Origin of the sequence: Rhodococcus sp. AH-ZY2, from assembly GCF_030916465.1 — a bacterium.
In the GTDB taxonomy this organism is placed as follows: Bacteria; Actinomycetota; Actinomycetes; order Mycobacteriales; family Mycobacteriaceae; genus Rhodococcus; species Rhodococcus ruber.
The window spans coordinates 796,602-820,976 of record NZ_CP126458.1; the positions used below are offsets into that span (position 1 = coordinate 796,602).

Consider the following 24,375-nt stretch of genomic DNA (forward strand, 5'->3'; position numbering starts at 1 on the left):
AGGCGACGGCGTGGTCGGCGGTGTTAGCGTCGGTGCAATGCAGACCGCCCGACCGCACCCTCCCGAGGGGACGGTCCCGGTGCTGCGTGCGATGCAGCTGGGCCAGCACGCGCTGTTCGTGCTGCTGCTGCTGGTCGGGGCACTGCGCGGTGCCGGCTCGGCGGGGGTGCTGGTCCTCGCGGGCGCCGAATTCGCCTGGTACGTCTCGGGGCTGTGGTTCGCCCGGCGCGGATCCCGCGGCGGAATCTGGCTGGCGGTGCTGCTGGCCGGGTGGCTGGCGCTGGTGCTGCTCGCGCCGGATTTCGTGTGGCTCGCCTTCGCGCTGTTCTTCCTGTGCTTCCATCTGCTGCCCACGGTCGCCGCGATCGCGGCGACCGCGGCGCTGACGGCGGTCGCGATCGCCGCGAGCATCGGGCACGGCACCGCCAACCCGACGGCCGCCGTGCTCGGGCCCCTGTTCGGGGCGCTCGTGGCGTCCGGCACGGCCCTGATCTACCGCCAGCTCGTGCGCGACGCGGAGCAACGCGACGCGCTGCTCACCGAACTCACCGCGGCGCACCGCGAACTGCTCGACGCCCAGGACGAGCTGGTGCGGTTGCAGCGGGAGACCGGCGCCACCGCCGAACGGGCCCGCCTCGCCCGCGACATCCACGACACGCTGGCCCAGGGCTTCTCGTCGATCCTGCTGCTCGCCCGCGCCGGGTTGCGGACCGGCGGCGACACCGCGGCGCTGCTCGGCCGGATCGAGGAGACCGCGCGGCGCAATCTCGTCGAGGCCCGCCGGGTCGTGGACAAGCTGCGTCCGTCCGACCTCGACGACGCGCCGCTGGCGGCAGCCCTCGGCCGCGTCCTGGACCGGTTGCGCGGCGACACCGGCATCGACGCCGAACTGCGCGTGGACGGTGAACCGCTGCCGCTGCCCACGGGATTCGACGTGGCGTTGCTGCGGGTGGCGCAGAGCGCGCTGGCGAACGTCCGGCTGCATGCGCGGGCCCGCCGCGTGCGGGTGACCCTCGCCTACGCCCCGGACGAGGTCCGGCTCGACGTGGTCGACGACGGAGCCGGTTTCGACGTCGACGCGGCCGGTTCGGGCGGGGGCTTCGGGCTCACCGCCATGCGGGATCGGCTCGCCGAACTCGGCGGCGCGGTCGTCGTCGAGTCGGCGCCCGGCGACGGAACCGCCGTGGCCGCAACGCTGCCCGTGCGGATGCTGCCGTGATCCGGGTGCTGCTCGTCGACGACCATCCCGTCGTGCGGGCGGGCCTGCGCGCGCTGCTCGCGTCGGAGCCCGGCCTCGAGGTGGTGGCCGAGGCCGCGTCCGGGCGGGAGGCCGTCGCCCAGAGCGCCGCGCACCGCCCGGACGTGGTGCTGATGGACCTGCGGCTCGGACCCGGGATGGACGGGGCGGACGCGACGGCCGAACTCGCGGCCGCGCCGGATCCGCCGAAGGTGCTGGTGCTGACCACGTACGACACCGACTCCGACATCCTGCGCGCGGTCGAGGCGGGGGCGGCCGGCTACCTGCTCAAGGACGCCGACCCCGCCGTGCTCGTCGACGCGGTGACCCGGGCGGCGCGGGGCGAAACCGTGCTGGATCCCGGTGTGGCGCAACGTCTCTACCGCAGCATGCAGACACCCCGGGTGGAGCTGAGCGCCCGCGAGATCGAGGTGCTCGCCGCGGTGGCGCGCGGCCTGTCCAACCGGGCCGTCGCCAAGGAACTGTTCGTGAGCGAAGCCACCGTCAAGTCCCATCTGGTGCACGCGTTCTCGAAGCTGGGTGTGGACTCGCGCACCGCGGCGGTCGCCGCGGCACGCGAGCGCGGCCTGCTCTGAGGGTCAGCCGGCGCGTCGCAGCGTCGCGTGCAGATGGTGCGTGAGCGGGGTCTGCGCGTGCGCCATCCACAGGTCGTAGGACAGGTCGTCGCCGTCGAGTACGAACCGCCGCCGCAGCTCGTGCACCGGCTTGGCGTGCGGAGAGCGCTCGAGGTGGACGGGCGTGAAGTCGAGGACGCCCTGGGTGAGCCGGGAGCGCTGGATCTCGACGAATCCGGTCGGCTGGGAGACCAGCAGCTCCACGTCGTGGTCGGCGAGACGGAGGTAGCCGTTCTCGGTGTGCATGGGCTGACCGGTGCCGGGGTTCTTCGTGCGGCTGACGTACATCAGGAACGGCTTCCCCGGGACGGCGGTGAAGTCGATGGTCTCGTCGTAGGTGAAGTCCTCGATGGTGGGGTAGTGGCCTTCGCCGCCGCCCACCCAGCGGCCGGCGAAGTCGGCGAGGTCACCGAGCGGGTCGGTGTCGGTCATGAATGTCTCCTCGGTCGTCGGGCACCGCCGATCCTGCCACCGCGGATGGACGCCGGGTCGGGTTCGGGGAGTTTCGGCGCACCGTGAGGCGGCCCGCGGCATTACGGTCTATTCCATGAACGCTGCGCTGGGTGTGGACTCCGAGGTGGGGGCGCTGAAAGCGGTGCTCATGCACCGGCCGGGCGCGGAACTCGAACGCCTGACTCCCCGCAACAACGACCAGTTGCTGTTCGACGCGCTGCCCTGGGTGGCGCGGGCGCAGGAGGAACACGACGCGTTCGTCGAGCTGCTGCGGGGGCGGGGCGTGGAGGTGCTGCTCCTGTCCGACCTGCTCACCGAGACCCTCGAGGTCAGCGGCGCCGCCCGCGTCCAGGGGGTGTCGTCCGCGGTGGACCCGCGCCGGCTCGGGCACGGGCTGGCGCACGAACTCGCCGCCCACCTGCGCGCGATGTCCGCCGCGGACCTCACCCGCGTCCTCGTCGCGGGCATGACGTTCGACGAACTGCCCGCCGCGGGACTCGGGGCCGCGCCGTCGCTGGTGCGGTTGATGCACCACGGTGCCGACTTCGTGATCGAGCCGCTGCCGAACCTGCTGTTCACCCGGGACTCGTCGTTCTGGGTCGGTCCCCGGGTCGCGATCCCCACCCTGGCCCTGCCGGCCCGGCGCCGGGAGGCGGCGCTCACCGACCTGATCTACGCGTTCCACCCGCGGTTCCTGGGGGTGCGGCGGGCCTACGAATCGCACACCGCGCCGGTCGAGGGCGGGGACGTGCTGCTGCTCGCTCCGGGCGTCGTGGCCGTGGGCGTGGGGGAGCGCACGACCCCGGCGGGTGCGGAAGCGCTCGCTCGGAGCGTCTTCGAGGACGGTCTCGCGCACACCGTGCTGGCGGTGCCGATCGCGCAGCAGCGGGCCTCGATGCATCTGGACACCGTGTGCACGATGGTGGACGTCGACGCCGTGGTGATGTACCCGGCGGTGCGGGAGACGTTGCAGGCCTTCACTCTCCGCCGGGAGAACGGTGACGTCCGGATCAGTGGGCCGCGCGGGTTCCTCGAGGCGGCCGCCGACGCGATGGGGATCGAGAAGCTCCGCGTCATCGACACCGGCCTCGATCCGGTCGTCGCCGAACGGGAACAGTGGGACGACGGCAACAACACCCTGGCCCTCGCGCCCGGCGTGGTGGTGGCCTACGAACGCAACCTCGAGACCAACACGCGCCTCGAGGACGCGGGCATCGAGGTGCTGCGCATCGCCGGGTCCGAGCTGGGCTCCGGACGCGGCGGGCCCCGCTGCATGTCCTGCCCGCTCGCCCGCGCCCGGCCGACCGCGGGCGAGGCGGGGACCTAGAGGATCTCGCGCACCTTCTCGACGGGCCGGGCCAGGACGGTGCCCTTGTCGGTGACCACGATCGGGCGCTCGATGAGGATCGGATGGGCCACCATCGCGTCGAGCAACTCGTCCTCGGAGGCATCCGCCAGGTTCAGCTCGCCGAACAGCGACTCCTTCCGCCGGATCGCCTGGCTCGGGACCAGGCCGGCGTCGTCGAGCAGCTTGCGCAGCCCGTCGCGCGACGGCGGGGTCTCGAGGTACTTGACGACGGTCGGTTCGAGGCCCGCCTCCTGCAACACCTTCAGGGTGTTGCGGGACGTGCTGCACCGGGGGTTGTGGTAGATCGTCGCGGTCGTTGCCATGGCCACATTCTGCCGTGCGGCACGGGCGAGTGCGGGGGTGCCGCGGCGCATTCGGGAACGGTCGGCCGGCACTGTTAGCCTCGACGCACCATCAGCCCACCTGAGGACGCCCCGATGCTCGACATCGTCATCGACCCCGGCTCGCCGGTCCCGCCGTACGAGCAGTTGCGCCAGCGGATCGTCACGATGGTGCGGCGCGACGAACTGATCGCCGGCACCAAGCTGCCCACCGTCCGCGGGCTGGCCGAACACCTCGGCATCGCCCCGAACACCGTGGCCAAGACCTACCGTGAGCTCGAGCAGCTCGGCATCATCGAGACGCGGGGCCGGGCGGGCACGTTCGTCGCGGATTCCGGTGACCCGACCCGCACGCTCGCCCAGCGCGCCGCCACCGGCTACGTCCGCGAACTGCGCACCCTCGGCATGTCCGACGACGAGGTGCTCGAGTTCGTCGTCGCGGCGCTGCGCGGCGCCTGAAACCACCGACACCCACCCGTCCACGAGGAGTTTCCCATGAGTGGCACCGTGCCGGCGCGCATCGCGTTCGCGGTCGAGGCCATGGATCCGCAACCGGGCAGCGACGTGCTCGAGATCGGCTGCGGAGGGGGCGTCGCGCTCGCGCTCGTGTGCGAGCGGCTGCGCCGCCGCGGCTGCGTCGTGGGGGTGGACCGCTCGGCGACGCAGATCGACCGGGCGCGTCGCCGCATCCGGGACGGCCTCGACGCCGGGCTCGCCGAACTGCGTGTCGGCGAGTTCCCCGGCGTCGACCTGCCGGGGTCGTTCGATCTCGTCTTCGCCGTCAACGTCCCCAGTTTCCGCAGCGACGACCCCGCCGCGCCGACGGCTGTCGCGTCGCTGTTGCGACCCACCGGCGAGCTGTGGGTGTTCGACGAACCCCCTCCGGGGCTGGCCGTCGGACCGGTGTCGATGCGGATCAGCGCGCTGCTCTCGCGCTGCGGTTACGCGATCGTCGACATCGTCGAGGGCGGCCGGACCGTCGGCGTGCGGGCCGCGCCCGCGGACGTCACCGCCAGCTCGGCAGCCACAGCTGCTGGTGCCACGTCTCCACGGTGATCGGCGCGGCCGTCAGGATCGGCCACAGCCACACGAAGTTCGCCACCACCAGGCCGACGTAGAGGCACACGACCAGCAGACCGGTCGACCGCCGCTCGGCCGAGGCCCGCGGCGATCCGAGCACATCGCCGAGCACCAGTGTCAACCCCATGACCAGGAACGGCGCGAGCGGAACCGCGTAGAAGTAGTACATCTGCCGGTCGAGCGTGGCGAACCACGGCAGCAACGTCGCCGCGTACCCGGTGAGCACCGCGGCCCACCGCCAGTCCCGCCGCACCAGCAGTTGCCATCCGCCCCACACGAGCATCGGCAGTGCCAGCCACCACATCGCCGGGGTGCCCACCAGCATGACGGCCTTGACGCACTGCTCACCGCCGCACCCACGGATCTGCTCGCCGTCGGCGAAGTAGTACAGCATCGGACGCAACCCCATCGGCCACGTCCACGGCTTGGACTCCCACGGATGCACGTTGCCGGCCGAGTTCGTCAGACCCGAGTGGAACTCGAGCACGGAGGCGCTGTAGTACCACAGCGAGCGCAGCGCGTCCGGCACGAACGAGAACGCCCCGTCCGTGCCGATCTGCCGGCCCACCGCATGCCGGTACACCCCGGTCTCGCCCGCGAACCACGCCCAGAACGTCGCCAGATACACGGCCAGCGGCACCACCACGAGCGCGTAGAGGGCCGGGCCGACGTCACGCAGACCGGTCCCGAGCCACGGTCGTCGCACGCCGTAGGCGCGGCGCGCGGCGACGTCGAACGCCACCGACATCAACCCGAAGAACGCGATCAGATACAGCCCCGACCACTTCGTGCCCACCGCCAGGCCCAGCAGCACACCGGCCCCGAACCGCCACCACCGCACGCCCAGCCGGGGACCCCACACCGTGTCGGCGATGCGTCCCTCGGCGTGCACGCGCGCCATCCGCGCCCGCACCTCGTCCCGGTCGACGATCAGGCACCCGAACGCGGCGACCGCGAACAGCGCCAGGAAGATGTCCAGCATCCCGAGGCGCGACGAGACGAAGGTGACGCCGTCGGCGATCAGGAGAATCCCGGCCAGACCGCCGAGCAGGGTCGAGCGGGTCAACCGCCGCACGATCCGCACCACCAGCAGGACCAGCAACGTCCCGGCGACGGCGGCCGAGAACCGCCATCCCCACCCGTTGTAACCGAACAACGCCTCGCCGAGCGCGATGAGCTGCTTGCCCACCGGTGGGTGCACGACGAGGCCGTAGCCGGGGTTGTCCTCGATCCCGCCGCCGGTGAGCACCTGCCAGCCCTGCGGGGCGTAGTGCTTCTCGTCGAACACCGGCGTCTTCGCGTCGGTGGGGTAGTGCAGCATCGTGAACCGGGTGATCGCCGCGATCGCGGTGACGAACAGCGTCACCACCCAGCCCCGGCCGCGGTCGACCGGACCGAAATCCGATGCCGGCACCGTCGGACCCGGGCTGTGCATCCGGCGACGGTCCGATGCCTCGGCAGGGCGCTCGTCCGTCACGGTCACGTCCCGATCGTAGGCTGAGGCGCATGCAGCCAGACAATCCGGGACAGGGCCGGCTCGTGCTCGCCGCCACCCCCATGGGCGACATCGGCGACGCCTCCAAACGGCTCTGCGACGCGCTCGGCACCGCCGACGTCGTCGCGGCCGAGGACACCCGTCGGACCCGGTCGCTCGCCGCCGCGCTGGGGGTCACCGTCACCGGGCGGGTGGTCAGCTTCTACGACCAGGTGGAGTCCGCCCGGACCCCGGCGCTGGTCGCCGACATCGAGGCGGGCCGGACGGTGCTGCTGGTCACCGACGCCGGGATGCCGTCCGTCAGCGATCCCGGCTACCGGCTGGTGGCGGCGTGCGTCGCGGCCGGGCTGCCCGTCACGTGCCTGCCCGGTCCCTCCGCGGTGACCACCGCGCTCGCGCTGTCCGGTCTGCCGGTCGAGCGGTTCTGCTTCGAGGGCTTCCCGCCCCGCAAGGCCGGCGCGCGTCGCGCGTGGCTGCAGACCCTGACCGCCGAGCCGCGCGCGGTGGTGTTCTTCGAGGCCCCGCACCGCCTCGCCGCGTGCCTGGCCGACGCGGTCGACGTGCTCGGCGGGCAGCGACGCGCCGCGGTGTGCCGGGAACTGACCAAGACCTACGAGGAGGTGCGTCGCGGCACGCTCGCGGAGCTGGCGCAGTGGGCCGCCGAGAGTGCCCGCGGCGAGATCACCGTCGTGCTCGAGGGCGCCTCGGCGCAGGTGGCGGAGCTTGCCGACCTGGTCGACGCGGTCGAACAGCTCGTGGCGGACGGAATGCGGCTGAAGGACGCGTGCGCACAGGTCGCGACCGCCGGGGTCTCCAAACGCGAACTGTACGACGCGGTACTGGCCGCGCGGCAGGACGAGTCGTCGTCGTAGACTCTGCCCCTTACCGCGCAGCAGGAGGTACGGATGGAGTCGGTGAACGAATTCCTCGTCGAGGTCGCGTCGGTGGTATGGGGCCCGTACATGCTCATACCGCTGCTGCTGGGCACCGGCGTGATCCTGACGGTGCGGCTGCGGGGGGTGCAGTTCCGCAAGCTGTGGCCGGCCCTGCGGCTGGGGCTGATCATCCGGAAGGACCCGGACGCCACCGAAGGTGACATCTCTCAGTACCAGGCACTGACGACCGCCCTGGCCGCCACCGTGGGGGTCGGCAACATCGCCGGCGTCGCCACCGCCATCTACTTCGGCGGGCCGGGGGCCCTGTTCTGGATGTGGGTCACCGGCCTCGTCGGCATGGCCAGCAAGTACTCCGAGGCGTTCCTCGGCGTCAAGTATCGCGTCACCGACGCCAAGGGCGAGCAGTCCGGCGGCCCGCAGTACTACCTGGCCCGCGCCATCCCCAACAAGTTCGGTCTGGTGCTGAGCCTGATGTTCGCGGTGTTCGCGGTGCTCGCCAGCTTCGGCATCGGCAACATGACGCAGGCCAACACCGTCGCCACCCAGATGGACTCCACGTTCGGGGTACCGACCTGGCTGTCCGGGATCGTCATGACGGTGCTCGCCGCCGCGGTGCTGCTCGGCGGCATCAAGTCCATCGGCAGGGTCACCGCCGGGTTCGTGCCCGCGATGATCCTGCTGTACGTCGGTGCCGGGATCATCGTCCTCGCGGTCAACATCACCGACATCCCCGAGGCGTTCGCCCTCGTGTTCACCGACGCATTCACCGGCACCGCCGCGACCGGCGGCTTCATCGGTTCGGTGTTCATGATCGCCCTGCGCTACGGCGTGGCCCGCGGCATCTTCTCCAACGAGTCCGGCATGGGCAGCGCCGCGATCGCCGCTGCCGCCGCGCAGACCACCCACCCGGTCCGGCAGGGCCTGGTGTCGATGACCCAGACCTTCATCGACACGATCATCGTCGTGACCTTCACGGGCATGGTCATCATCACCACCGGAGCCTGGACATCCGGGGAGCAGGGCGCGGCGATGACCTCCCTCGCCTTCTCGGACGGCCTCGGCGGTGACTGGGGCAGCTGGATCGTCACGATCTCCGTGGTGTTCTTCGCCTTCTCGACGATTCTCGGGTGGTCGTACTACGGCGACCGCTGCGTCGAACGTCTCGTCGGCCGCGGCGGCGTCCTCCCGTACCGGGCGATCTTCGTACTCGTCGTCTACGTCGGCGCCACCACCGAGCTCGAGGTGGTGTGGAACTTCTCCGATGTGATGAACGGCCTGATGGCACTGCCCAACCTGATCGGGCTGCTCATCCTCTCGGGACTCATCGCCCGCGAGACGAAGGAGTACCTCGCCCGGGATCCGTACCTGCTCGGCGCGAAGGACAGCCGCACGCCGACGCGGTAGCCGCGGCCGGGCGTTACGGCGCGGCCGAGGAGAGCGCGACGATCAGCAGCACGGCGACCGCGACGATCAGGGCCGCGACCAACGTGGGCGGAACGCCGTGGACGATCCGGTCGACGAGCTTGTACACGGTCCCTCGGTTCGGGTCGCGCGCCGCCTTCCCTCCGCACCGGGCGGAACCACCCCTCGTCGGGTTCCGGCCGGTGTGGAGGTGCAGCGCGTCGCGGGGTCTTCCCGCTCGGGAACAACTCTGTCGGGGATATCCCGGGTGACCAACCGGTTCGCGTCCCGCTCGCGATATCATCCCAGGTCAGGACCGGTGAGGAGTTTTTCCGCAGCGGACGATCCGGGCCCTCGGGGGGTGCGGAGCAGGGAGGATGCGGGAGATGGAACCGGTCGACGAGCGAACCGCGGCGGAGCCCCGGCAGCTGTTCGCCGACCAGCTCCGGACGCTGTTCGCGGCGGCGGGACGTCCCGCGCTCAAGAAGGTCGCCTCCGAGGCGTCGGCCGTCGCCCGCTCCGTGGGCAGCGAGCGCACCGTGTCCGTGCAGCGGATCAGCGACTGGCGATCCGGTGCCCGGGTACCCGCCACGTTCGAGACGATCCGTCCGGTCCTGGTGGTGCTGATCCGCTCCGCCCGGGCCCTGCACGCGCAGCCGCCGACGCCCGGCCTCTACTCGATCAAGCAGTGGGAGCGGTGGTGGGAACACGCCCGGGGACCGGCCGGGCGGGCCCGGACGGAGCCCACCGAGCCGCCCGCCGCGGCACTGCCCCCCGGCGTGCGGCCCTACCGCGGTCTCGAGGCGTACCGCGATCGGGACGCGCAGCTGTTCTTCGGCCGGGCCCGGAACGTGCGCGAACTCGCCGAGACCGTCGTCGCCGCCCACGGTCACGGCATCGTGGTGGTGACCGGTGCCTCCGGCGTCGGCAAGTCCTCCCTCGTGCAGGCCGGCCTGGTCCCGGAACTGTGCCGTGACGACCGTTGGCGGCCGGTGGTCCTGACCCCGGGACGGCACCCGGTGGCGCAGCTCGTCGAGTGCGTACCCGAACTCGCCGACATCTCGGATGCGGACGAGCCGACCGCGGTGGCGCGGCTGCACGCCGCCGCCGCCCGAGAGGGCGGCGCGGGCCTGCTGATCGTCGTCGACCAGATCGAGGAGCTGTTCACCCACTGCGAGGACGCGGCCGAACGCTCGGCGTTCCTCGCGCTGCTCGATCAGGCCGCGACCGTCGGTGACGGCGACACACCGGTCTCGGTGGTGGCCACGCTGAGATCGGACTTCTACGAGCGGGCCGTGACCTATCCCGTGCTGGCCCGGGCGCTGGAGCGGCACAGCAAGACGGTCCAGCCCCTGACCCGGGACGACCTGGTCGAGGTGATCACCGCGCCGGCGCGGTTGCTCGGTCTGCGGTTCGAGCCGGGCCTGGTCGAACTGATCCTGCACGACCTCGGAGTGCTGACCGACGACGACGTCGGCGGGGCCGAACTGCCCCTGCTGTCACACCTGCTCGACGCCCTGTGGGAACGCCGGCGCGGCGGTCACCTGACCGTGGCCGGGTACCGCGCTACCGGCGGGGTACGCGGATCGATCGCGGCGAGCGCGGAACGTGCGTGGGAAGAGCTCGACGACCGCGGCCGCCGACTCGCGCGCGCGATGCTCGTCCACCTGGTCTACGTGACCGGCACCGGCACCGACGTGAAGATCCGGCGCCCGCTGGATCGGCTGCTCGCCGCCGCCGGCGACGACGCCGAGGCGGGACGCCGGGTGGTCGACCACTTCGTCACCGCCCGCGTCCTCGTCGTCGACGACGGCAGCGTCGAGCTGGTTCACGACACGGTCATCGACGCCTGGCCGCGCCTGAAGTCGTGGATCCGGGCCGACCGCTCGTACGCTGCGCTGCGCCAGCAGATCGAGGCGGACGCGGCAGGCTGGGTCGCGGGCCGCCGGCACGCGGACCTGCTGTACCAACGGGGCCGGATGGACCTCGTCGCCGAGCACGAGGATCGGGAGCTCGTGGGGCGGGCCCCGGCCGGCGGTGTCGAGACCGCGCTCAGCCCGACAGCGGTGGCCTTTCTCCGGGAGTCGCGACGGCAGATCCGTCGCCGGACCCGCGTCCGCAACGGTGCCATCGCCGCCCTCGTGCTCTCCACCGTCGTCGCGGTGGTGATGGGGACGCTGGCCTGGGCCGGCAAGAGCCGCGCCGAGGCCGAGCGCAGTGCCGCCCAGTTCCAGCAGGTCGTCGCGCTCGCCGACTCCATGCAGGAGCGGGACCCGTCCACCGCGGCCCAGCTGGCGCTCGCGGCGTGGCGCCTGCGTCCGGACAGCGAGGTCGCGTATTCGCGGCTCGTCGCGACCGAGCAGATGCCGCTGGCACTGCCCGTGGAGGGTCACAGCGGTCCGGTCTACGGGCTGGCGATCGCCCCGGACGGCACGACCCTGGCCTCGGCGAGCGACGACGGCAGTGTCCGCCTGTGGGATCTGTCCGACCGGGGCGCGCCGCGGCCGCTCGGAGCGCTGGTGTCCGACGAGCCCGAGTATCTGGCCTCGGTCGCCTTCAGCCCGGACGGCACCCTGCTCGCGGCGGGTGGTGCAACAGGTGCGGTGTGGATCTGGGACGTCACCGACCGGGACCGGCCCGTCGCGCTGCTGACCGGCGAGGTGTTCGTGCCGGAGGTCGTCCACAATGTGCGGTTCGGCCCGGACGGCCGGTCGCTCGCGGTGCCGTACGACAACGGATCGGTCGTGCTCGTCGACACGAGCGAGCCCCGGACGCGGGGATTTCCCCGCACCGTCCTGCCCGCGCACGGCGCGGCGGTGCGCACCGTGGCGTTCCACCCCGGCGGTACCGTGCTGGCCACGTCGAGCGACGATCGGTCGGTGCGGCTGTGGGATGTGACCGACCCGGCCGCCGCCGTGCCCGTCGGCGCTGCGCTGACCGGTTTCCGCGACGTGGCGCACTCCGTCGCGTTCGCCCCCGACGGCCGGACCCTCGCGGTCAGCAGCGACGACGGTGTCGTCACGATGTTCGACACCACGGACCCGGCGGCGGTGCGCCCGACCGGCCCTCCCGTGCAGGCGCACACCGGCGGGGTGTGGACCGTCGCGTTCGCACCCGACGGCCGCACCCTGGCGAGCGCGTCGTGGGACGGGACCGCGAAGCTGTGGGCGGTCGACCCGAAGACGCGGACGATCGACGAGATGCGGCCGGCTCTCGCAGGCAACGGCGGCGGCGTCCCCGCGCTCGCGTTCACCCCCGACGGCGCCGCGTTGGTCACCGGCGGGCACGACGGCAACATCCGGATCTGGACGCTGCCGCGCGGACGCGTCGCGGTCGCGGACTCTGCGCTGACGCTGCCCGCGATCGATCGCTCCGGCTCGTTCGTCGCCACCGGCGGGTACAACTCCTCCGTGCCGCTGTGGCGGATCGGCTCCGACGGGCACTGGGCGCCGCTCGGCGTCGTGGATCGTCCCAGACCGGTGGGCGGCGCGGTGACCACCGCCCTGTCGCCCTCCGCCGCGACTCTGGTCACCGCCTCGACGACCGACGGCGAGATCCACCTGTGGGATGTCCGCGACCCCACGGCCCCGCGGCTGTGGGTGGACCCGATCGTGACCGAGACCCGGTTCACGTCCGAACTCGACTTCGGCCCCGGGGGCACCACCCTCGTCACCGGCCACGACGACCACTCTCTCGTGCTGTGGGACGTGTCGGATCCGGCGCGTCCGGTGCGCCGGGGAGCACCGCTGCGGGGCCCGACGAATCTCGTGCGGGCGGCCGCGTTCACGCCGGACGGCCGGCATCTGGTCGTGACCAGCGCGGACGGCTCGCTCTATGCGTGGGACGTCACCGATCCGTCCGCCCCCGTCGCGCTGCCGGTGTCGGACGGTCACACCGCCGGCGTCAACGCCCTCGCGTTCAGCGCCGACGGCAACGTCCTCGCCACCGGCGGCGACGACCACACGGTCCGCGTGTGGGACCGCGGACCCGACGGATCGTTCACCGTCCGGCCCGACGCGCTGCGCGGCCACACCGGCACCGTCTACTCGGTGTCCGTCACCCCGAACGGCAGCGAGGTGGTCAGCGGCAGTGACGACGGCACGGTACGACTGTGGCACGTCGCCGACTCGGAGCACATGCACCCGGTGGGCGGCCCGATCACCGAGATCGGTGTCGGACGGTGGCAGGTCGGCTTCCTGCCGGGCCGCAACGCCGTGATCGCGGCGGGCGGCGACGGGACGGTGCGCACCTGGAGCCTGGACGTCGAGTCGATCGTCGCGCGGATCTGCGCCTCGACGACGGGCCGGATCACCGAGACGCTGCCACAGTCCGATCTGCCGGTGGCCGGCCGGACGGTGTGCGAGGGCTGAGCCCCAGGATGCTGGCGGCCTTGTCGAGGCACTCCTGCCATTCGGCGTCCGGATCGGAATCGATGGTGATGCCGCCGCCGACGCCGAGCCCGCACGAGCCCGGCGTGTCCGCGTCCCCGCGGCCGAACTCGACGGTGCGGATCGCCACGTTCAGTTCCACCCCGGCGACGGGACTGGCCATGCCCACCGTGCCGCAGTACACGCCCCGCGGGTGCGGCTCCCAGACCTGCAGGAACTCCCGCGCCCGGATCTTGGGGCAGCCGGTCACCGACGCCGGGGGGAATGCCGCATCGAGCAACCGCGCGGTGTCCACCCCGATCCGCAACGAGGCCGCGACGGTGGACACCAGGTGCCAGACCCCGGGGGCCGGATGCACCCCGAGCAGGTCCGGCACGGTGACGCTCCCCGTCTCGGCAACGCGCCCCAGGTCGTTGCGCACGAGGTCCACGATCATCACGTTCTCCGCGACGTCCTTGACGGACGCGCGCAACCGGGCCGGATCGGCGCCGATCGGGAGCGTGCCCTTGATCGGGCTCGACGTCACCCGGTCGCCGTGGCGCGCGAGGAACAACTCCGGTGACAGGGACGCGACCGCACCCCAGTCGCCCGCGACGTACGCCGCCCGGGCCGGGGCGGTGCGCTCGATCCCGTCGGCGAAGAAGTGCAGCGGACTGCCGGACCAGGCACCGGTGAAACGAGTGCACACGCACGCCTGGTAGACCTCGCCGGCGCGGATCGCCTCGAGGCATTGCCGCACGCCGCGGCGGTGGGCGTCGCGATCGGGCGGTGTCCAGTCGATGCGCCACGGTGCCCGAGCGGAGGCGTCGGGCGCCTCGCGGACGGCGGCGGCGAGCCCGGCCGGGCACGCCGCGTCGGTGAGGCTCTCGTACCACCAGCAGCCGTCGTGGTCGAGCCGCAGGACGGTGTCCGTCCATCCTCCGGCCGCGCGAGGCAGCGCCGGGTGGGTGGGCGTGCGGTCCGGATATGCGAGATAGCCGATCCACCCCCCGCCGACGACCGGTTCGCCGCGGCCCGGGGCCGAGCGGCCGCGCAGGACGAAGGCGTCGGCCGGTGGGGTGGCGACGGCACGCACGTGGGGCGCGAGGACCGCAGCTGCGCCGAACCACGTTCCGGTCAGTGCAGCCGGTGGCGGGGCGCCCGCCGCCTCGGCCCGGGCGCCCAGCAGTCGCAGCACCTGCGCCGGGCTGCCCCCGGTGCCGAGCCGTTCCATCCGCATGGGCACAGCTTCCCACGCGGCCCCGGAACGGACCGAATCCCGCCGGGCGGTCAGCGGACGAGCGGCATCACCCGGTCCGCCGCACCGAGCTTGTCCGGGTTCCGCACCACATACAGGCCGGTGACCAGGCCCGCGTCCATCTCGATCAGCATGACCAGATCGAGTCGCTCGCCCGAGTACACGGCCAGCGCGGGCAGGCCGTTGAACGCGGCGAACTCCACTCGCATGTCGGGCAGCGGCCGGCGGCTCAGGCCGCTCAGCACGCGTGCGACCTTCCGCGCTCCGCTCACCGGGACCCGCGCGGCCGTCACCTTGCCGCCGCCGTCGGCGACGTAGACGACGTCCGGTGCGAGTACCGCCATGAGTGCCTCCACGTCCCCGCCGGCAGCGGCGGACAGCAGCTCCGTCACGACCCGGCGCGCCTGCTCGTCGGACGCGGCGTACCGCCGGCGCCGCGCCTGCACGTGGCTGCGGGCGCGGTGCGCGATCTGCCGCACCGTCGCCTCCTGCCTGCCGACGGCCGCGGCGATCTGGGCGTGGTCGAAGCCGAACACCTCGCGCAGCACGAACACCGCTCGTTCGAGCGGGCCGAGTGTCTCGAGCACCAGCATCATCGCCATCGACACCGATTCGGCGAGCAGCACGTCCTCGGCGGCGTCGGGGGCGGTCCGCACCGGTTCGGGCAGCCACGGCCCGACGTAGTCCTCCCGGCGCCGCTGCGCCGTGCGCAGCGAGTTCAGCGCCTGCCGGGTGACCACGCGGCTCAGATAAGCACGCGGGTTCGCCACCTCGTCGAGCTCCACCTCGGCCCAGCGCAGGTAGCTGTCCTGCAGGATGTCCTCGCTGTCGGCGACGCTGCCGGTGATCTCGTACGCGATGCCGAACAGCAGGCCTCGGTGCCGGGTGAACAGTTCATCGTGGGTCGTCTTGTCGTGCGTCGTCTCGTCGCGAGGCGTGTCGTCGGGGGTCATCGACGGACCGCGATCGGCTCGGACGCGGGGGCCGGACCCGCGGGGAACGGGTAGCTGTGCCCTCGCGCCTGCCGTCGCAGCATCCAGACCGTCCCGCGCACCACCGCCTCCTTGCCGAACGACCCCAACGTACCGCGCAGCGCGAGGGAGCGGGGCGTGTCGTCGGGACGGGTGCGCTGCACGACGCCGGAGGAGCGGCCCAGCGAGATGCACTGCGCCGCGAACCCCAGCGACAGCGGCCGCGGATCCGTACCCGTCAGCAGCGCCCAGGTGGTGTCGGCGCCGTGGGCGCCGAGCGGCAGCGCCGCCTGGCAGCTCATCCGGATGTGATCCTGGCCCGCGACGGTCACGGCGTCGCCCACGCCCACGACGTTCGCTCCGTCCGCGCTCCGCAGGGTCGCGTCGACCCGCAGCCGGCCCGTCTCGTCGACGGGCAGAGCACTGCGCCGGGCCAGGTCCGGCACCGTGAATCCGCCCGCCCAGACGACGAGCTCGGCCGGTACCGCGTCGCCGTCGGCGAGCAGCACCGCGCCGTCCTCGACGGCGACGACCCGGCCCGGCCGGATCCGGACACCGAGCCGTCGCAGCCGCGCGGCGACGAACCGCCGGGTGGACCCGGGCAGGTGTGCGACGGGATCCCCGACGAGGGTGACCGACAGGCGGGGATGCGCCTCGGCGATCTCGGCGGCCGACTCGACGCCGGTGAGCCCGCCGCCGACGACCACCACGCCCGCCCCGTCGCCGAGTTCCCCGAGCGCGGCGGCCGTGTCCAGGGCGCGTTCGAGCTCGGCCGTCGAGTGCAGCCGGTCGGCGCCCGGGATCGCGGGTACGGCGGCGCCGCTGCCGACGGCGTAGATCGCGACGCGGAACGGCAACGTCGTCCCGTCGGCGAGCAGCACCCGGTCCGCTCCGATGTGCACTGCGGTGCCGACGTGCACGGCCGCCGCCGGATGCAGCACGTCGGCGAGGTCGTGTGTGGCCGCACCGGAGCCGGCGGCGACCTGATGCAACCGCACCCTCTCGACGAACACCGGTCGCGGCGCGACGACCGTCACCGATACCCCCGGATGCGTGGCGAGCAGACGGTTCGCTGCCATCACTCCCGCGTACCCGGCTCCGAGCACCACCACATCGGTTGTCATCCTGACCACCCCTTCTGTTGTCGACGATGTCCGCGGTCGCACATGGGACACCGCTCGGCCCCCGAACGTGACAGGCGGCGACCGGGGCAGTGCTCACCCGGGCGGGGATGCGAGGAAGGCGGTCTCGGCGGCGTCGCGGCCGGCGAACCATCCCTCGGCATCGACGCTGCGTGTACGGGTCGACCGGGTCGTCGGGAACAGGCGGCGGAACTCCGAGTCCACGGCCTCGGAGCGACGGGCCAGCAGCGGCGCGAGTTGTGTGACGGACATGCTCGCGTCGGCCGCGGCGGTCGCGGTCGCGCATGCGTCCGCCTGCCGCAGCCGTTCGCCGACCCGATATGCGTATCCGGTCAGGAAGGCACGGCGGAACGCCGTCGCCGCGCCGCCGGTGCGGCCACCCGTCCCGGCGGCACGCACGGCCCGGGCGGCCTGCACCGAGAGCGACGCGAACAGCAGCTCCACCTGCTGCAGGTCGACGTCGGCGCCGACGATCGTGGCGATTCCGACCTTGGTGAACCACACCGTGCGCGTGCGGTTCGCGTTCCCGATCGCGGTGAGCAGCAGAACCTTCTCCTTCGCGTACGGATTGTCGACGTGCACGCGGCGTCCTCGCGCAGTGTCCGCGCCCGCACGAGTGACCAGGGCCGTGCCGATCGCGTACCGGGTCATCAGTTCCTGGGCCTTGGCGGTGAGGGTCTCGGCCTCTTCCGGATAGTCCGTGGACTCGGCCTTCGCCAGGAGGCCGCGGATCCGGGCGAGCACCCGCGGATCCGGGGTCGCGGCCTCGCCGGCCGCAGGGACCGGTCGCAGCGGCGGCCACTGCGAGGGCAGCGGCAGGAGTGGGGAGAACTGCGGCAGGTACTTCCAGGCGAACGCCAGCCCCATCACCTGGAAGCGGGACAGGCCGGGCAGCTCGCGCAGCAGTTCCGCGCCCAACTGGCGGGCGGGCGCGTCGGGTGGCACCCGGTCGGCGATCCGCGCGGCGGCGGGACAGCGTTGCGCGATCGCACCGAGCTGGCGCACCCAGTCGAGGGGTGCCCGGTCGGCCGCGCCGCTGCGGCGGGCGTCGAAAAGCACCGCGGCGGCCGCCAGTGGGACGTCCGTGGTGTCGCCGGAACGGGCCGTCACGTGCAGGACGTCGACCGGTTGCCAGCCGCGCTCGTACGCGGCGCCCAGTTCGTCGAGTAGCGGCCGGATTCCGAGGTGGAAGACCTCCTCGGATGCGCCGGACCCGGTCGCCGCCTGTCGAAAGTGTGTTCTATCTCGCCCCATGCGCGGAGTGTGCACGAGGCCACCGACAGGCGGCGTGGCGCTATTCGTAGCGCGGGAACACAGGGGCCGGGGCCGGCAACTGCGTGCCCGGCGCGAGGCGCGTGGCGATGTCCGCGAACTGCCGCGCCTGCGGATCCTGCCCCACCAGATCCAGGATCTTGGCGGCGGAGTCCGGCATCACCGGCTGCACGAGCAGGCCGACGATCCGCACGACTTCGAGCGTCACGTACAGCACCGTGGCCATCCGGGCGGGATCGGTCTTGCGCAGCACCCACGGCGCCTGTGCGGAGAAGTACCGGTTGGTCTCGCCGAGGACGTGCCAGATCGACTCGAGCGCGAGGTGCAGCGCCTGCACGTCGAACTCCGCCCGGACCTTGTCGAGCAGCGCGTCGGCCTGCGCGAGCAACGCTCGGTCGTCCTCGGTGAACTCACCGGGCTCCGGGACCACACCGTCGAGGTTCTTGGCGACCATCGTCAGCGAGCGCTGCGCGAGGTTGCCGAGTTCGTTCGCCAGGTCCGCGTTGATGCGGGTCACGATCGCCTCGTGGCTGTAGCTGCCGTCCTGACCGTAGGAGATCTCCCGCAGCAGGAAGAAGCGCAGCGGATCGAGGCCGTACTGCTCGACCATCTCGAGCGGGTCGACGACGTTGCCGACCGACTTGGACATCTTCTCGCCCTTGTTGAACAGGAAGCCGTGTACGAACACCCGCTCGGGCAGCTCGATTCCCGCCGACATCAGGAACGCCGGCCAGTACACGGTGTGGAAGCGGGTGATGTCCTTGCCGATGATGTGCAGGTTCGCGGGCCAGTAGCGGCGGAACGACTCCGACCCGGTGTCGGGAAAACCCGCACCGGTCAGGTAGTTGGTGAGCGCGTCGACCCACACGTACATCACGTGCTCGGGATGATCCGGCACCGGCACGCCCCAGTCGAAGGTGGTGCGGGAGATCGACAGATCCTTCAGCCCGCCCGAGACGAAGCTGACGATCTCGTTGCGGCGGGTGGCCGGCGCGATGAAGTCCGGGCGCTCCTCGTACAGCTTCAGCAGCTTGTCCTGATACGCCGAGAGCCGGAAGAAGTACGTCGACTCCTCCGTCCACTCCACGGGGGTGCCGGACTCGGTGGCGATGCGCGAGCCGTCGTCGAGCGCGGTCGTCTCGGCCTCGGCGTAGAACGCCTCGTCGCGCACGGAGTACCACCCCGAGTAGGTGTCGAGGTAGATGTCCCCGTTGTCGGCCATCCGCTGCCAGATCGCCTTGCTCGCCTCGAGATGGTCGGCGTCCGTGGTGCGGATGAACCGGTCGAAGGAGATGTTCAGCGACTTGTCCATGGCCTCGAACACGCCGGAGTTGCGGGCCGCGAGGTCCCGCACGTCCAGGCCCTCCTTCGCTGCCGTCTGCTGCATCTTCAGGCCGTGCTCGTCGGTACCGGTCAGGAAGTACACGTCGAAGCCGTCGAGGCGCTTGAACCGGGCGATCGCGTCCGAGGAGATGTACTCGTAGGCGTGGCCGATGTGCGGGGCGCCGTTCGGATAAGCGATCGCGGTCGTCAGGTAGAACGGCGGGCGGGAGGCGGCAGGAGCAGTCATGGTGCGTCCACTTTATAGGTAGATAGTGTATGGGCCGTGAGCCGAACCCGTCCCGCGCCCGAGCCTCCGCAGCCGCTCTCGCCTCTCGTCGACGCCCACACGCACCTCGACGCGTGCGGAGCCCACGATGCCGAATCGGTGGCGGCCGTCCTCGACCGGGCGGCCGCGGTGGGTGTCGGACGGGTCGTCACCGTGGCCGACGACATCGCCGCAGCCCGCTTCGCCGTCGACGCCGCGCACTGGGACGCACGGGTCTACGCCGCCGTGGCGCTCCACCCCACCCGTGCGAACGCGCTCGACGACGTCACGCGCGCCGAGATCGAGAAGCTCGCCGCCGACCCGCGCGTCGTCGCCGTGGGGGAGACCGGCCTCGACCTGTACTGGCCCGGCAAGCTCGACGGCTGCGCCGACCCGCTCGAGCAGGAGGACGCGTTCCGCTGGCACATCGACCTGGCCAAACGTCTCGGCAAGACCCTGATGATCCACAATCGTGACGCCGATGCCGAGTTGCTGCGCGTCCTGCACGACGAGGGTGCGCCGGAGACGGTGATCTTCCACTGCTTCTCGTCGGACGCAGACATGGCGCGGGCCTGCGTCGACGCCGGCTACCTGCTCAGCTTCTCCGGGACGGTGAGCTTCAAGAACGCGAAGGCGCTCCGTGCCGCAGCCCCGTTGGTGCCGCCCGAGCTGGTGCTCGTGGAGACCGATGCCCCCTTCCTGACGCCCCATCCGTTCCGCGGCGCCCCCAACGAGCCGTACTGCCTGCCCTACACGGTGCGGGCGCTCGCGGAGGTGCGCGGCGCGGACCCGGCCGAGCTGGCCGCCACGACCACCGCGAATGCCGAACGGGTATACGGACTTTCGTAACGGTGTCCCCGTTCCGAGGCGGCCGGAGCGGGTGGCCGGGGACAATGGGTGACATGCACAGTTTCGTCTACAACGCTCAGCCGTCACGGGTGGTCTTCGGTCCGGGAACCGCGGCGCGGGTCGCCGACGAGGTGCGCCGCCTGGATCGCTCCCGGGTCCTGCTGCTCGGCGGCGAACACGTCCGTCCGCAGGCCGAGCTCGTCGAGAAGGCCCTCGGGAGCCTCCAGGTCGCCCGGTTCGACGGGGCCGTCATGCACACCCCCGTCGCGGTCACCGAGAAGGTGCTGGGTCTGGTCTCCGAGCACGACATCGACGCCGTCGTCGCCGTGGGCGGAGGGTCGACGACGGGGCTGTCGAAGGCGATCGCGGTGCGCACCGGCGTGGACCAGGTGATCCTGCCGACCACCTACGCCGGATCCGAGGTCACGCCCGTCCTCGGGGAGACCGCGGACGGGGTGAAGACCACGCACTCGTCGCCGGCCATCCTGCCCGAAACCGTCATCTACGACGTCGAGTTCACCCTGTCGATGCCGATCCCGATGGCACTGACCAGCGCGATCAACGCGATGGCGCATGCCGTGGAGGCGTTGTACGCCGAGCACGCCAACCCGATCATCGACACGCTGGCGCTCGAGGCGATCCGCGCGATCGCCCGGGGTGTGCCGGTCCTCGGTGCCGACGCCGCGGACCGCGAGGGTCGCTCGGACCTGCTGCTCGCGGCATGGCTGGCCGGCACGTGCCTGAGCGCGGGAGGAATGGGCTTGCACCACAAGCTGTGCCACGTCCTGGGCGGCAGTTTCGACCTGCCGCACGCGGCGACGCACACCGTGGTGCTGCCGCACGTGATGGCGTTCAACGCGCCGTCGGTACCGGCCGTGATGAGTCGCATCGCCGATGCGCTCGGCACGCCCACCGCCCCGGCCGGGGTCTTCGACCTGGTGGCGGCCGCGGGTGGCCCGACGACGCTCGCCGAACTGGGCATGTCCGAGGGCGACCTCGACGAGGCGGCACACCTGGCCACCGAACGGCAGTACCCCAACCCCCGCGAGGTGACCCGGGTGGGGGTGCGGCGACTGCTGGGCGATGCCTATGCCGGGATCCGTCCCGAGTGAGGGTGCCGCTCGGTGTTCCTGGTGAGGGTGCCCCTCGGTGTTCCTGGTGAGGGTGCCCCTCGGTGTTCCTGGTGAGGGTGCCCCCTCGGTGTTCCTGGTGAGGGTGCCCCCTCGGTGTTCCTGGTGAGGGTGCCCCCTCAGTGTTCCTGGTGAGGGTGCCCCCTCAGTGTTCCTGGTGAGGGTGCCCCCTCAGTGGGCGGTGGGGGGATTGCGGCGCGGCCGGATCTGCGCGTTGGGCAGCGCCGGTGCGGGTAGCCGCGCGACCTTCCCGGTGTAGCCCTCGACCCGGCCGAAGCGTTCTCCCTCGCGCTGCCACTCGTCGCGGAACGCGACGATCTCGTCGTGGCTGCGACCGACGAAGTTCCACCACATGACGATCTCCTCCCCGAACGGCGTCCCGCCGAGCAGCACGGCACGTGCGGGTTCGTCGGTGAGATTCGTCAGGGGGAGCGTGGAGACGCCGGTGCCGACGTAGCCGAGCGCGGAGCGGGACAGGACGGTGCCGGCGAGCCGGATGCTGCCGGTGTCGACCAGCAGGCCGTGCTCGAACGCGGGATCGACGGTCAGTTCGACGCTCGCGCCCGGGTCGAGGGTGATCTCGGCCCCGAGCAGCGGGGTGAAGGTGGGCACCGGCGACGTGGAGCCGGCGAGGGAGCCGAGGAAGACGGCGACGGTCGCGCCCGCGAGCCGGACCGGTTCGGGCACGTGGTGCCGGAAGTCACGAGGAGCGTCCCGGTGTGCGTCGGGCAGGGCCACCCACAGCTGGACGCCGTGCAGGACCGTCGTGGCCGGTGTGGAGACCTCCGAGTGCGCGATGCCGTGGCCGCCCGTCATGAGGTTGAGTTCGCCGGGGCGGACGAATGCGTGCTTGCCGAGGCTGTCGCGGTGCTCGATCTCGCCGGCGAACAGCCAGCTCACCGTCTGCAGGCCGGTGTGCGGGTGCGGCGCGACGTCCATTCCGCCGGTCGCGGCGACGTCGTCGGGCCCGTAGTGGTCGGCGAAGCACCAGGCTCCGACGAGGGACCGGGCGCGCTGCGGCAGCGTGCGGCGGACCGGCATCGCGCGTGGGCCGCCGAGCGGCACCTCACGGGAAGTGATGATCTGTACCCGGGTGGGCGCGGGCTCGGATTCGCAGACGATCTCGGTGGGCTCGGCGTCGACGTTGCTCATCTACAAGACCTTGCTTCCGTACATCTCGCCGAGGGGATCGGCGATGAGTTCGATGCGGGCGCCGTCGGGGTCGCGGAAGTACAGGGAGACCTCGCTGTGCTCGACGAGGTCGACGCCCGCTTCGGTCAGTTTGGTGCGCAGGCGTTCCCAGCGGCTCTGCTCGACGCTGATCGCGATGTGGTGCAGCCCGCCGAGGACCTCCTGGTAGGGACCGACGTCGAGGCCGGGAAAGTCGAAGAAGGCCAGCAGGTTTCCGTTTCCGATGTCGAAGAAGAAGTGCGACGAACCGGGGTAGTCGCGGTTCTCGATCAGTTCGGTGAGCGGGAACTCGAGCACGTCCTGGTAGAAGCGCACCGTGCGCTCGACGTCGCTGCTGACGAGTGCGGTGTGGTGCAACCCGCGCGCCGACGACGCGGGTCGTTCGCCGACGGGCCGGAGGTAGCGGGTGCGGAGTTCCTCCCGCAACGTCGCGGAGCGGCGGCTGCGTTCCTCTTCCACGCTGGTGCTCACGGGGGGCTCCTTCGGCCGGTGGTTGCGCCTTCGACGAAAGCATACCCCATGTGATTGATCGATCAACTACTTTTCGGATGCCGTCCGGCGGCGGGTGGCCGATTAAGTTGAACCTTCAACCTTGCGCCGCTACCGTAGGGGCGGCTTCGATCGAAGGACGAGCCCCCACCGCCCGCACCGAAAGGTCACCCCCATGAACAACCCCGTCCTGCGCAACGTCGGGCTGCTCGTCGCCCGAGTGGTCATCGGGATCGTCTTCCTGGCCCACGGGCTGCAGAAGGTGAACCAGGGATACTCCGCCACCAAGGCCGGATTCGAGGGCATGGACGTGCCCGTGCCCGCGCTGTCCGCCTTCTACGCCACCTGGGTGGAGACACTCGGCGGCATCGCCCTGATCATCGGCCTGCTCGTGCCGGTCTTCGGTGTCCTGCTGCTGGTGAACATGCTCGGCGCGTTCTTCTTCGTCCACATCGGCAACGGCATCTACGTCACCGACGGTGGATGGGAGCTCGTCGGAGCACTCGGCGCCGGAGCGCTGGTTCTCGCGGTCGTCGGCGCCGGCGCGTATAGCGTCGACGCCCTGCTCGGCCGCCGGGTGCGGTTCCTGCAGACCGCGTAGGCCGAGGGCCGGCGTCCGGGAGACCGGGCGCCGGCCTTCGGAGCACTTTCGCGCGAAGATCGCGCATCCGTTCCCGCCGAACGGCTCCCTCGTGGCGTAACCGTCGGCCGGGAGCAGCTCCCGGCGGCGCTCCCGCGCAACCCGTCGCGTTTTTCGCCGCGCGGATCCCGACCGCCTCCTCCGTCGCCTGTCGCCGCCGGGCGGTCGTCGTTCGCCCCGGCGCGTCGCCGTTCGCCCGCCGGGCAGAGTCCCCGCCGCGCGTCGGACTTTTCGGCCGCTCCTCGTCTGCGGCCCTTCGCAGAACGGCCGTCCGTTGTGACGGTGCCGTGCCTCCCGCCTTGCGCGAGCCGACAGCCGCGGCTGTGCGCAGTTCCGCGTCGCCCCCTGGCCCGGATCGCGGCACCGTGGGTCCACGCGTCGAGAGCGCGACGATGTCCGGGGCGCGTGGAACCGCCCCCCGCCGCGGCCCCGGACGGTGGGTCACCCGCGCAAATTCCACAGCGGTAATTCACGCTTCGCGTGGGGTGATTTTCCGGGCGTCGAATCGACGCGGTTCCGGCTCGGACACGACTCGGTCATTGATCGAAAATTACGAATCGTCACCTACTTCCTTACGGGAAATTCGCAGGTA

Annotated in this window: 21 protein-coding genes; 11 read left to right on the top strand and 10 right to left on the bottom strand. The window is 71.9% G+C overall.

The features are described from left to right. The first annotated feature begins 37 nt into the window (after nucleotides 1-37). Both QNA09_RS04745 and QNA09_RS04750 read left to right on the top strand, forming a co-directional pair. On the top strand, nucleotides 38-1,219 hold the full coding sequence (locus tag QNA09_RS04745) for a sensor histidine kinase (RefSeq protein ID WP_051009366.1): 1,182 nt from the start codon (nucleotides 38-40) through the stop codon (nucleotides 1,217-1,219). Then, entirely contained in the window at nucleotides 1,216-1,833 is a 618-nt protein-coding gene (locus QNA09_RS04750; RefSeq protein ID WP_010592997.1) for a response regulator transcription factor, read from the top strand. Before QNA09_RS04745 ends, QNA09_RS04750 begins: the two co-directional genes overlap by 4 nt. A 3-nt stretch (nucleotides 1,834-1,836) precedes the next feature. On the opposite strand, the gene QNA09_RS04755 is transcribed toward QNA09_RS04750, so the two are convergent. Next, nucleotides 1,837-2,304, bottom strand: coding sequence for an FABP family protein (locus QNA09_RS04755; RefSeq protein WP_010592996.1), 468 nt, complete (start codon nucleotides 2,302-2,304; stop codon nucleotides 1,837-1,839). 115 nt (nucleotides 2,305-2,419) lie between these two features. Between QNA09_RS04755 and arcA the strand changes: the two genes are divergently transcribed. Further along, nucleotides 2,420-3,652, top strand: coding sequence for an arginine deiminase (gene arcA / locus QNA09_RS04760; protein WP_010592995.1), 1,233 nt, complete (start codon nucleotides 2,420-2,422; stop codon nucleotides 3,650-3,652). Here arcA and arsC read toward each other — a convergent pair. Continuing rightward, nucleotides 3,649-3,996 (bottom strand): arsenate reductase (glutaredoxin), encoded by a 348-nt coding sequence (gene arsC / locus QNA09_RS04765; RefSeq protein ID WP_026137470.1) that lies wholly within the window; start codon nucleotides 3,994-3,996, stop codon nucleotides 3,649-3,651. The genes arcA and arsC overlap by 4 nt on opposite strands. Before the next feature lie 114 nt (nucleotides 3,997-4,110). Between arsC and QNA09_RS04770 the strand changes: the two genes are divergently transcribed. Both QNA09_RS04770 and QNA09_RS04775 read left to right on the top strand, forming a co-directional pair. Further along, nucleotides 4,111-4,473, top strand: a complete 363-nt coding sequence (locus tag QNA09_RS04770) for a GntR family transcriptional regulator (protein ID WP_017679470.1) — start codon at nucleotides 4,111-4,113, stop codon at nucleotides 4,471-4,473. Between the two features lie 36 nt (nucleotides 4,474-4,509). Further along, entirely contained in the window at nucleotides 4,510-5,070 is a 561-nt protein-coding gene (locus QNA09_RS04775; protein ID WP_017679471.1) for a cyclopropane-fatty-acyl-phospholipid synthase family protein, read from the top strand. Here QNA09_RS04775 and QNA09_RS04780 read toward each other — a convergent pair. Further along, nucleotides 5,021-6,529 (bottom strand): dolichyl-phosphate-mannose--protein mannosyltransferase, encoded by a 1,509-nt coding sequence (locus tag QNA09_RS04780; protein WP_172603539.1) that lies wholly within the window; start codon nucleotides 6,527-6,529, stop codon nucleotides 5,021-5,023. The two genes, QNA09_RS04775 and QNA09_RS04780, sit on opposite strands and share 50 nt — an antisense overlap. Before the next feature lie 71 nt (nucleotides 6,530-6,600). Here QNA09_RS04780 and rsmI point away from each other — a divergent pair, with 71 nt between their 5' ends. The 3 genes from rsmI (at nucleotide 6,601) to QNA09_RS04795 (ending at nucleotide 13,256) form a co-directional block, all read left to right on the top strand. Next, nucleotides 6,601-7,461: a 16S rRNA (cytidine(1402)-2'-O)-methyltransferase gene (gene rsmI, locus QNA09_RS04785; protein ID WP_119699506.1), complete on the top strand. Its 861-nt coding sequence runs from the start codon at nucleotides 6,601-6,603 to the stop codon at nucleotides 7,459-7,461. Between the two features lie 33 nt (nucleotides 7,462-7,494). Continuing rightward, complete coding sequence (locus QNA09_RS04790) at nucleotides 7,495-8,889, top strand: sodium:alanine symporter family protein (protein WP_119699507.1); 1,395 nt, start codon at nucleotides 7,495-7,497, stop codon at nucleotides 8,887-8,889. Nucleotides 8,890-9,272: 383 nt separating this feature from the next. Further along, nucleotides 9,273-13,256, top strand: coding sequence for an AAA family ATPase (locus tag QNA09_RS04795; RefSeq protein ID WP_119700278.1), 3,984 nt, complete (start codon nucleotides 9,273-9,275; stop codon nucleotides 13,254-13,256). On the opposite strand, the gene QNA09_RS04800 is transcribed toward QNA09_RS04795, so the two are convergent. From QNA09_RS04800 to metG, 5 genes are all read right to left on the bottom strand, one after another. Beyond that, nucleotides 13,195-14,493 carry an aminodeoxychorismate synthase component I gene (locus QNA09_RS04800; RefSeq protein ID WP_010592987.1) on the bottom strand — a complete coding sequence of 433 codons (1,299 nt, stop codon included), beginning with the start codon at nucleotides 14,491-14,493 and terminating at the stop codon, nucleotides 13,195-13,197. The genes QNA09_RS04795 and QNA09_RS04800 overlap by 62 nt on opposite strands. A 50-nt stretch (nucleotides 14,494-14,543) precedes the next feature. Continuing rightward, the gene (locus QNA09_RS04805) at nucleotides 14,544-15,464 is read right to left on the bottom strand and encodes an RNA polymerase sigma-70 factor (RefSeq protein ID WP_010592986.1); all 921 of its coding nucleotides are present in this window, start codon (nucleotides 15,462-15,464) and stop codon (nucleotides 14,544-14,546) included. Then, nucleotides 15,461-16,606 (bottom strand): NAD(P)/FAD-dependent oxidoreductase, encoded by a 1,146-nt coding sequence (locus QNA09_RS04810; protein ID WP_230831635.1) that lies wholly within the window; start codon nucleotides 16,604-16,606, stop codon nucleotides 15,461-15,463. The genes QNA09_RS04805 and QNA09_RS04810 overlap by 4 nt, the downstream gene beginning before the upstream one ends. A 93-nt stretch (nucleotides 16,607-16,699) precedes the next feature. Continuing rightward, complete coding sequence (locus QNA09_RS04815; RefSeq protein ID WP_010592984.1) at nucleotides 16,700-17,878, bottom strand: DUF2786 domain-containing protein; 1,179 nt, start codon at nucleotides 17,876-17,878, stop codon at nucleotides 16,700-16,702. Between the two features lie 40 nt (nucleotides 17,879-17,918). After that, nucleotides 17,919-19,466, bottom strand: coding sequence for a methionine--tRNA ligase (metG, locus tag QNA09_RS04820; protein WP_010592983.1), 1,548 nt, complete (start codon nucleotides 19,464-19,466; stop codon nucleotides 17,919-17,921). A gap of 36 nt (nucleotides 19,467-19,502) precedes the next feature. Here metG and QNA09_RS04825 point away from each other — a divergent pair, with 36 nt between their 5' ends. Both QNA09_RS04825 and QNA09_RS04830 read left to right on the top strand, forming a co-directional pair. Next, the gene (locus QNA09_RS04825) at nucleotides 19,503-20,333 is read left to right on the top strand and encodes a TatD family hydrolase (RefSeq protein WP_010592982.1); all 831 of its coding nucleotides are present in this window, start codon (nucleotides 19,503-19,505) and stop codon (nucleotides 20,331-20,333) included. Between the two features lie 44 nt (nucleotides 20,334-20,377). Next, nucleotides 20,378-21,445, top strand: a complete 1,068-nt coding sequence (locus QNA09_RS04830; protein ID WP_010592981.1) for a maleylacetate reductase — start codon at nucleotides 20,378-20,380, stop codon at nucleotides 21,443-21,445. Between the two features lie 189 nt (nucleotides 21,446-21,634). On the opposite strand, the gene QNA09_RS04835 is transcribed toward QNA09_RS04830, so the two are convergent. Together QNA09_RS04835 and QNA09_RS04840 are read right to left on the bottom strand one after the other, a co-directional pair. Continuing rightward, nucleotides 21,635-22,615: a pirin family protein gene (locus QNA09_RS04835; protein ID WP_010592980.1), complete on the bottom strand. Its 981-nt coding sequence runs from the start codon at nucleotides 22,613-22,615 to the stop codon at nucleotides 21,635-21,637. Beyond that, nucleotides 22,616-23,125: a VOC family protein gene (locus QNA09_RS04840; protein ID WP_010592979.1), complete on the bottom strand. Its 510-nt coding sequence runs from the start codon at nucleotides 23,123-23,125 to the stop codon at nucleotides 22,616-22,618. 193 nt (nucleotides 23,126-23,318) lie between these two features. Between QNA09_RS04840 and QNA09_RS04845 the strand changes: the two genes are divergently transcribed. Then, nucleotides 23,319-23,744, top strand: coding sequence for a DoxX family protein (locus QNA09_RS04845; RefSeq protein ID WP_010592978.1), 426 nt, complete (start codon nucleotides 23,319-23,321; stop codon nucleotides 23,742-23,744). The last annotated feature ends 631 nt before the right edge of the window (nucleotides 23,745-24,375 follow it).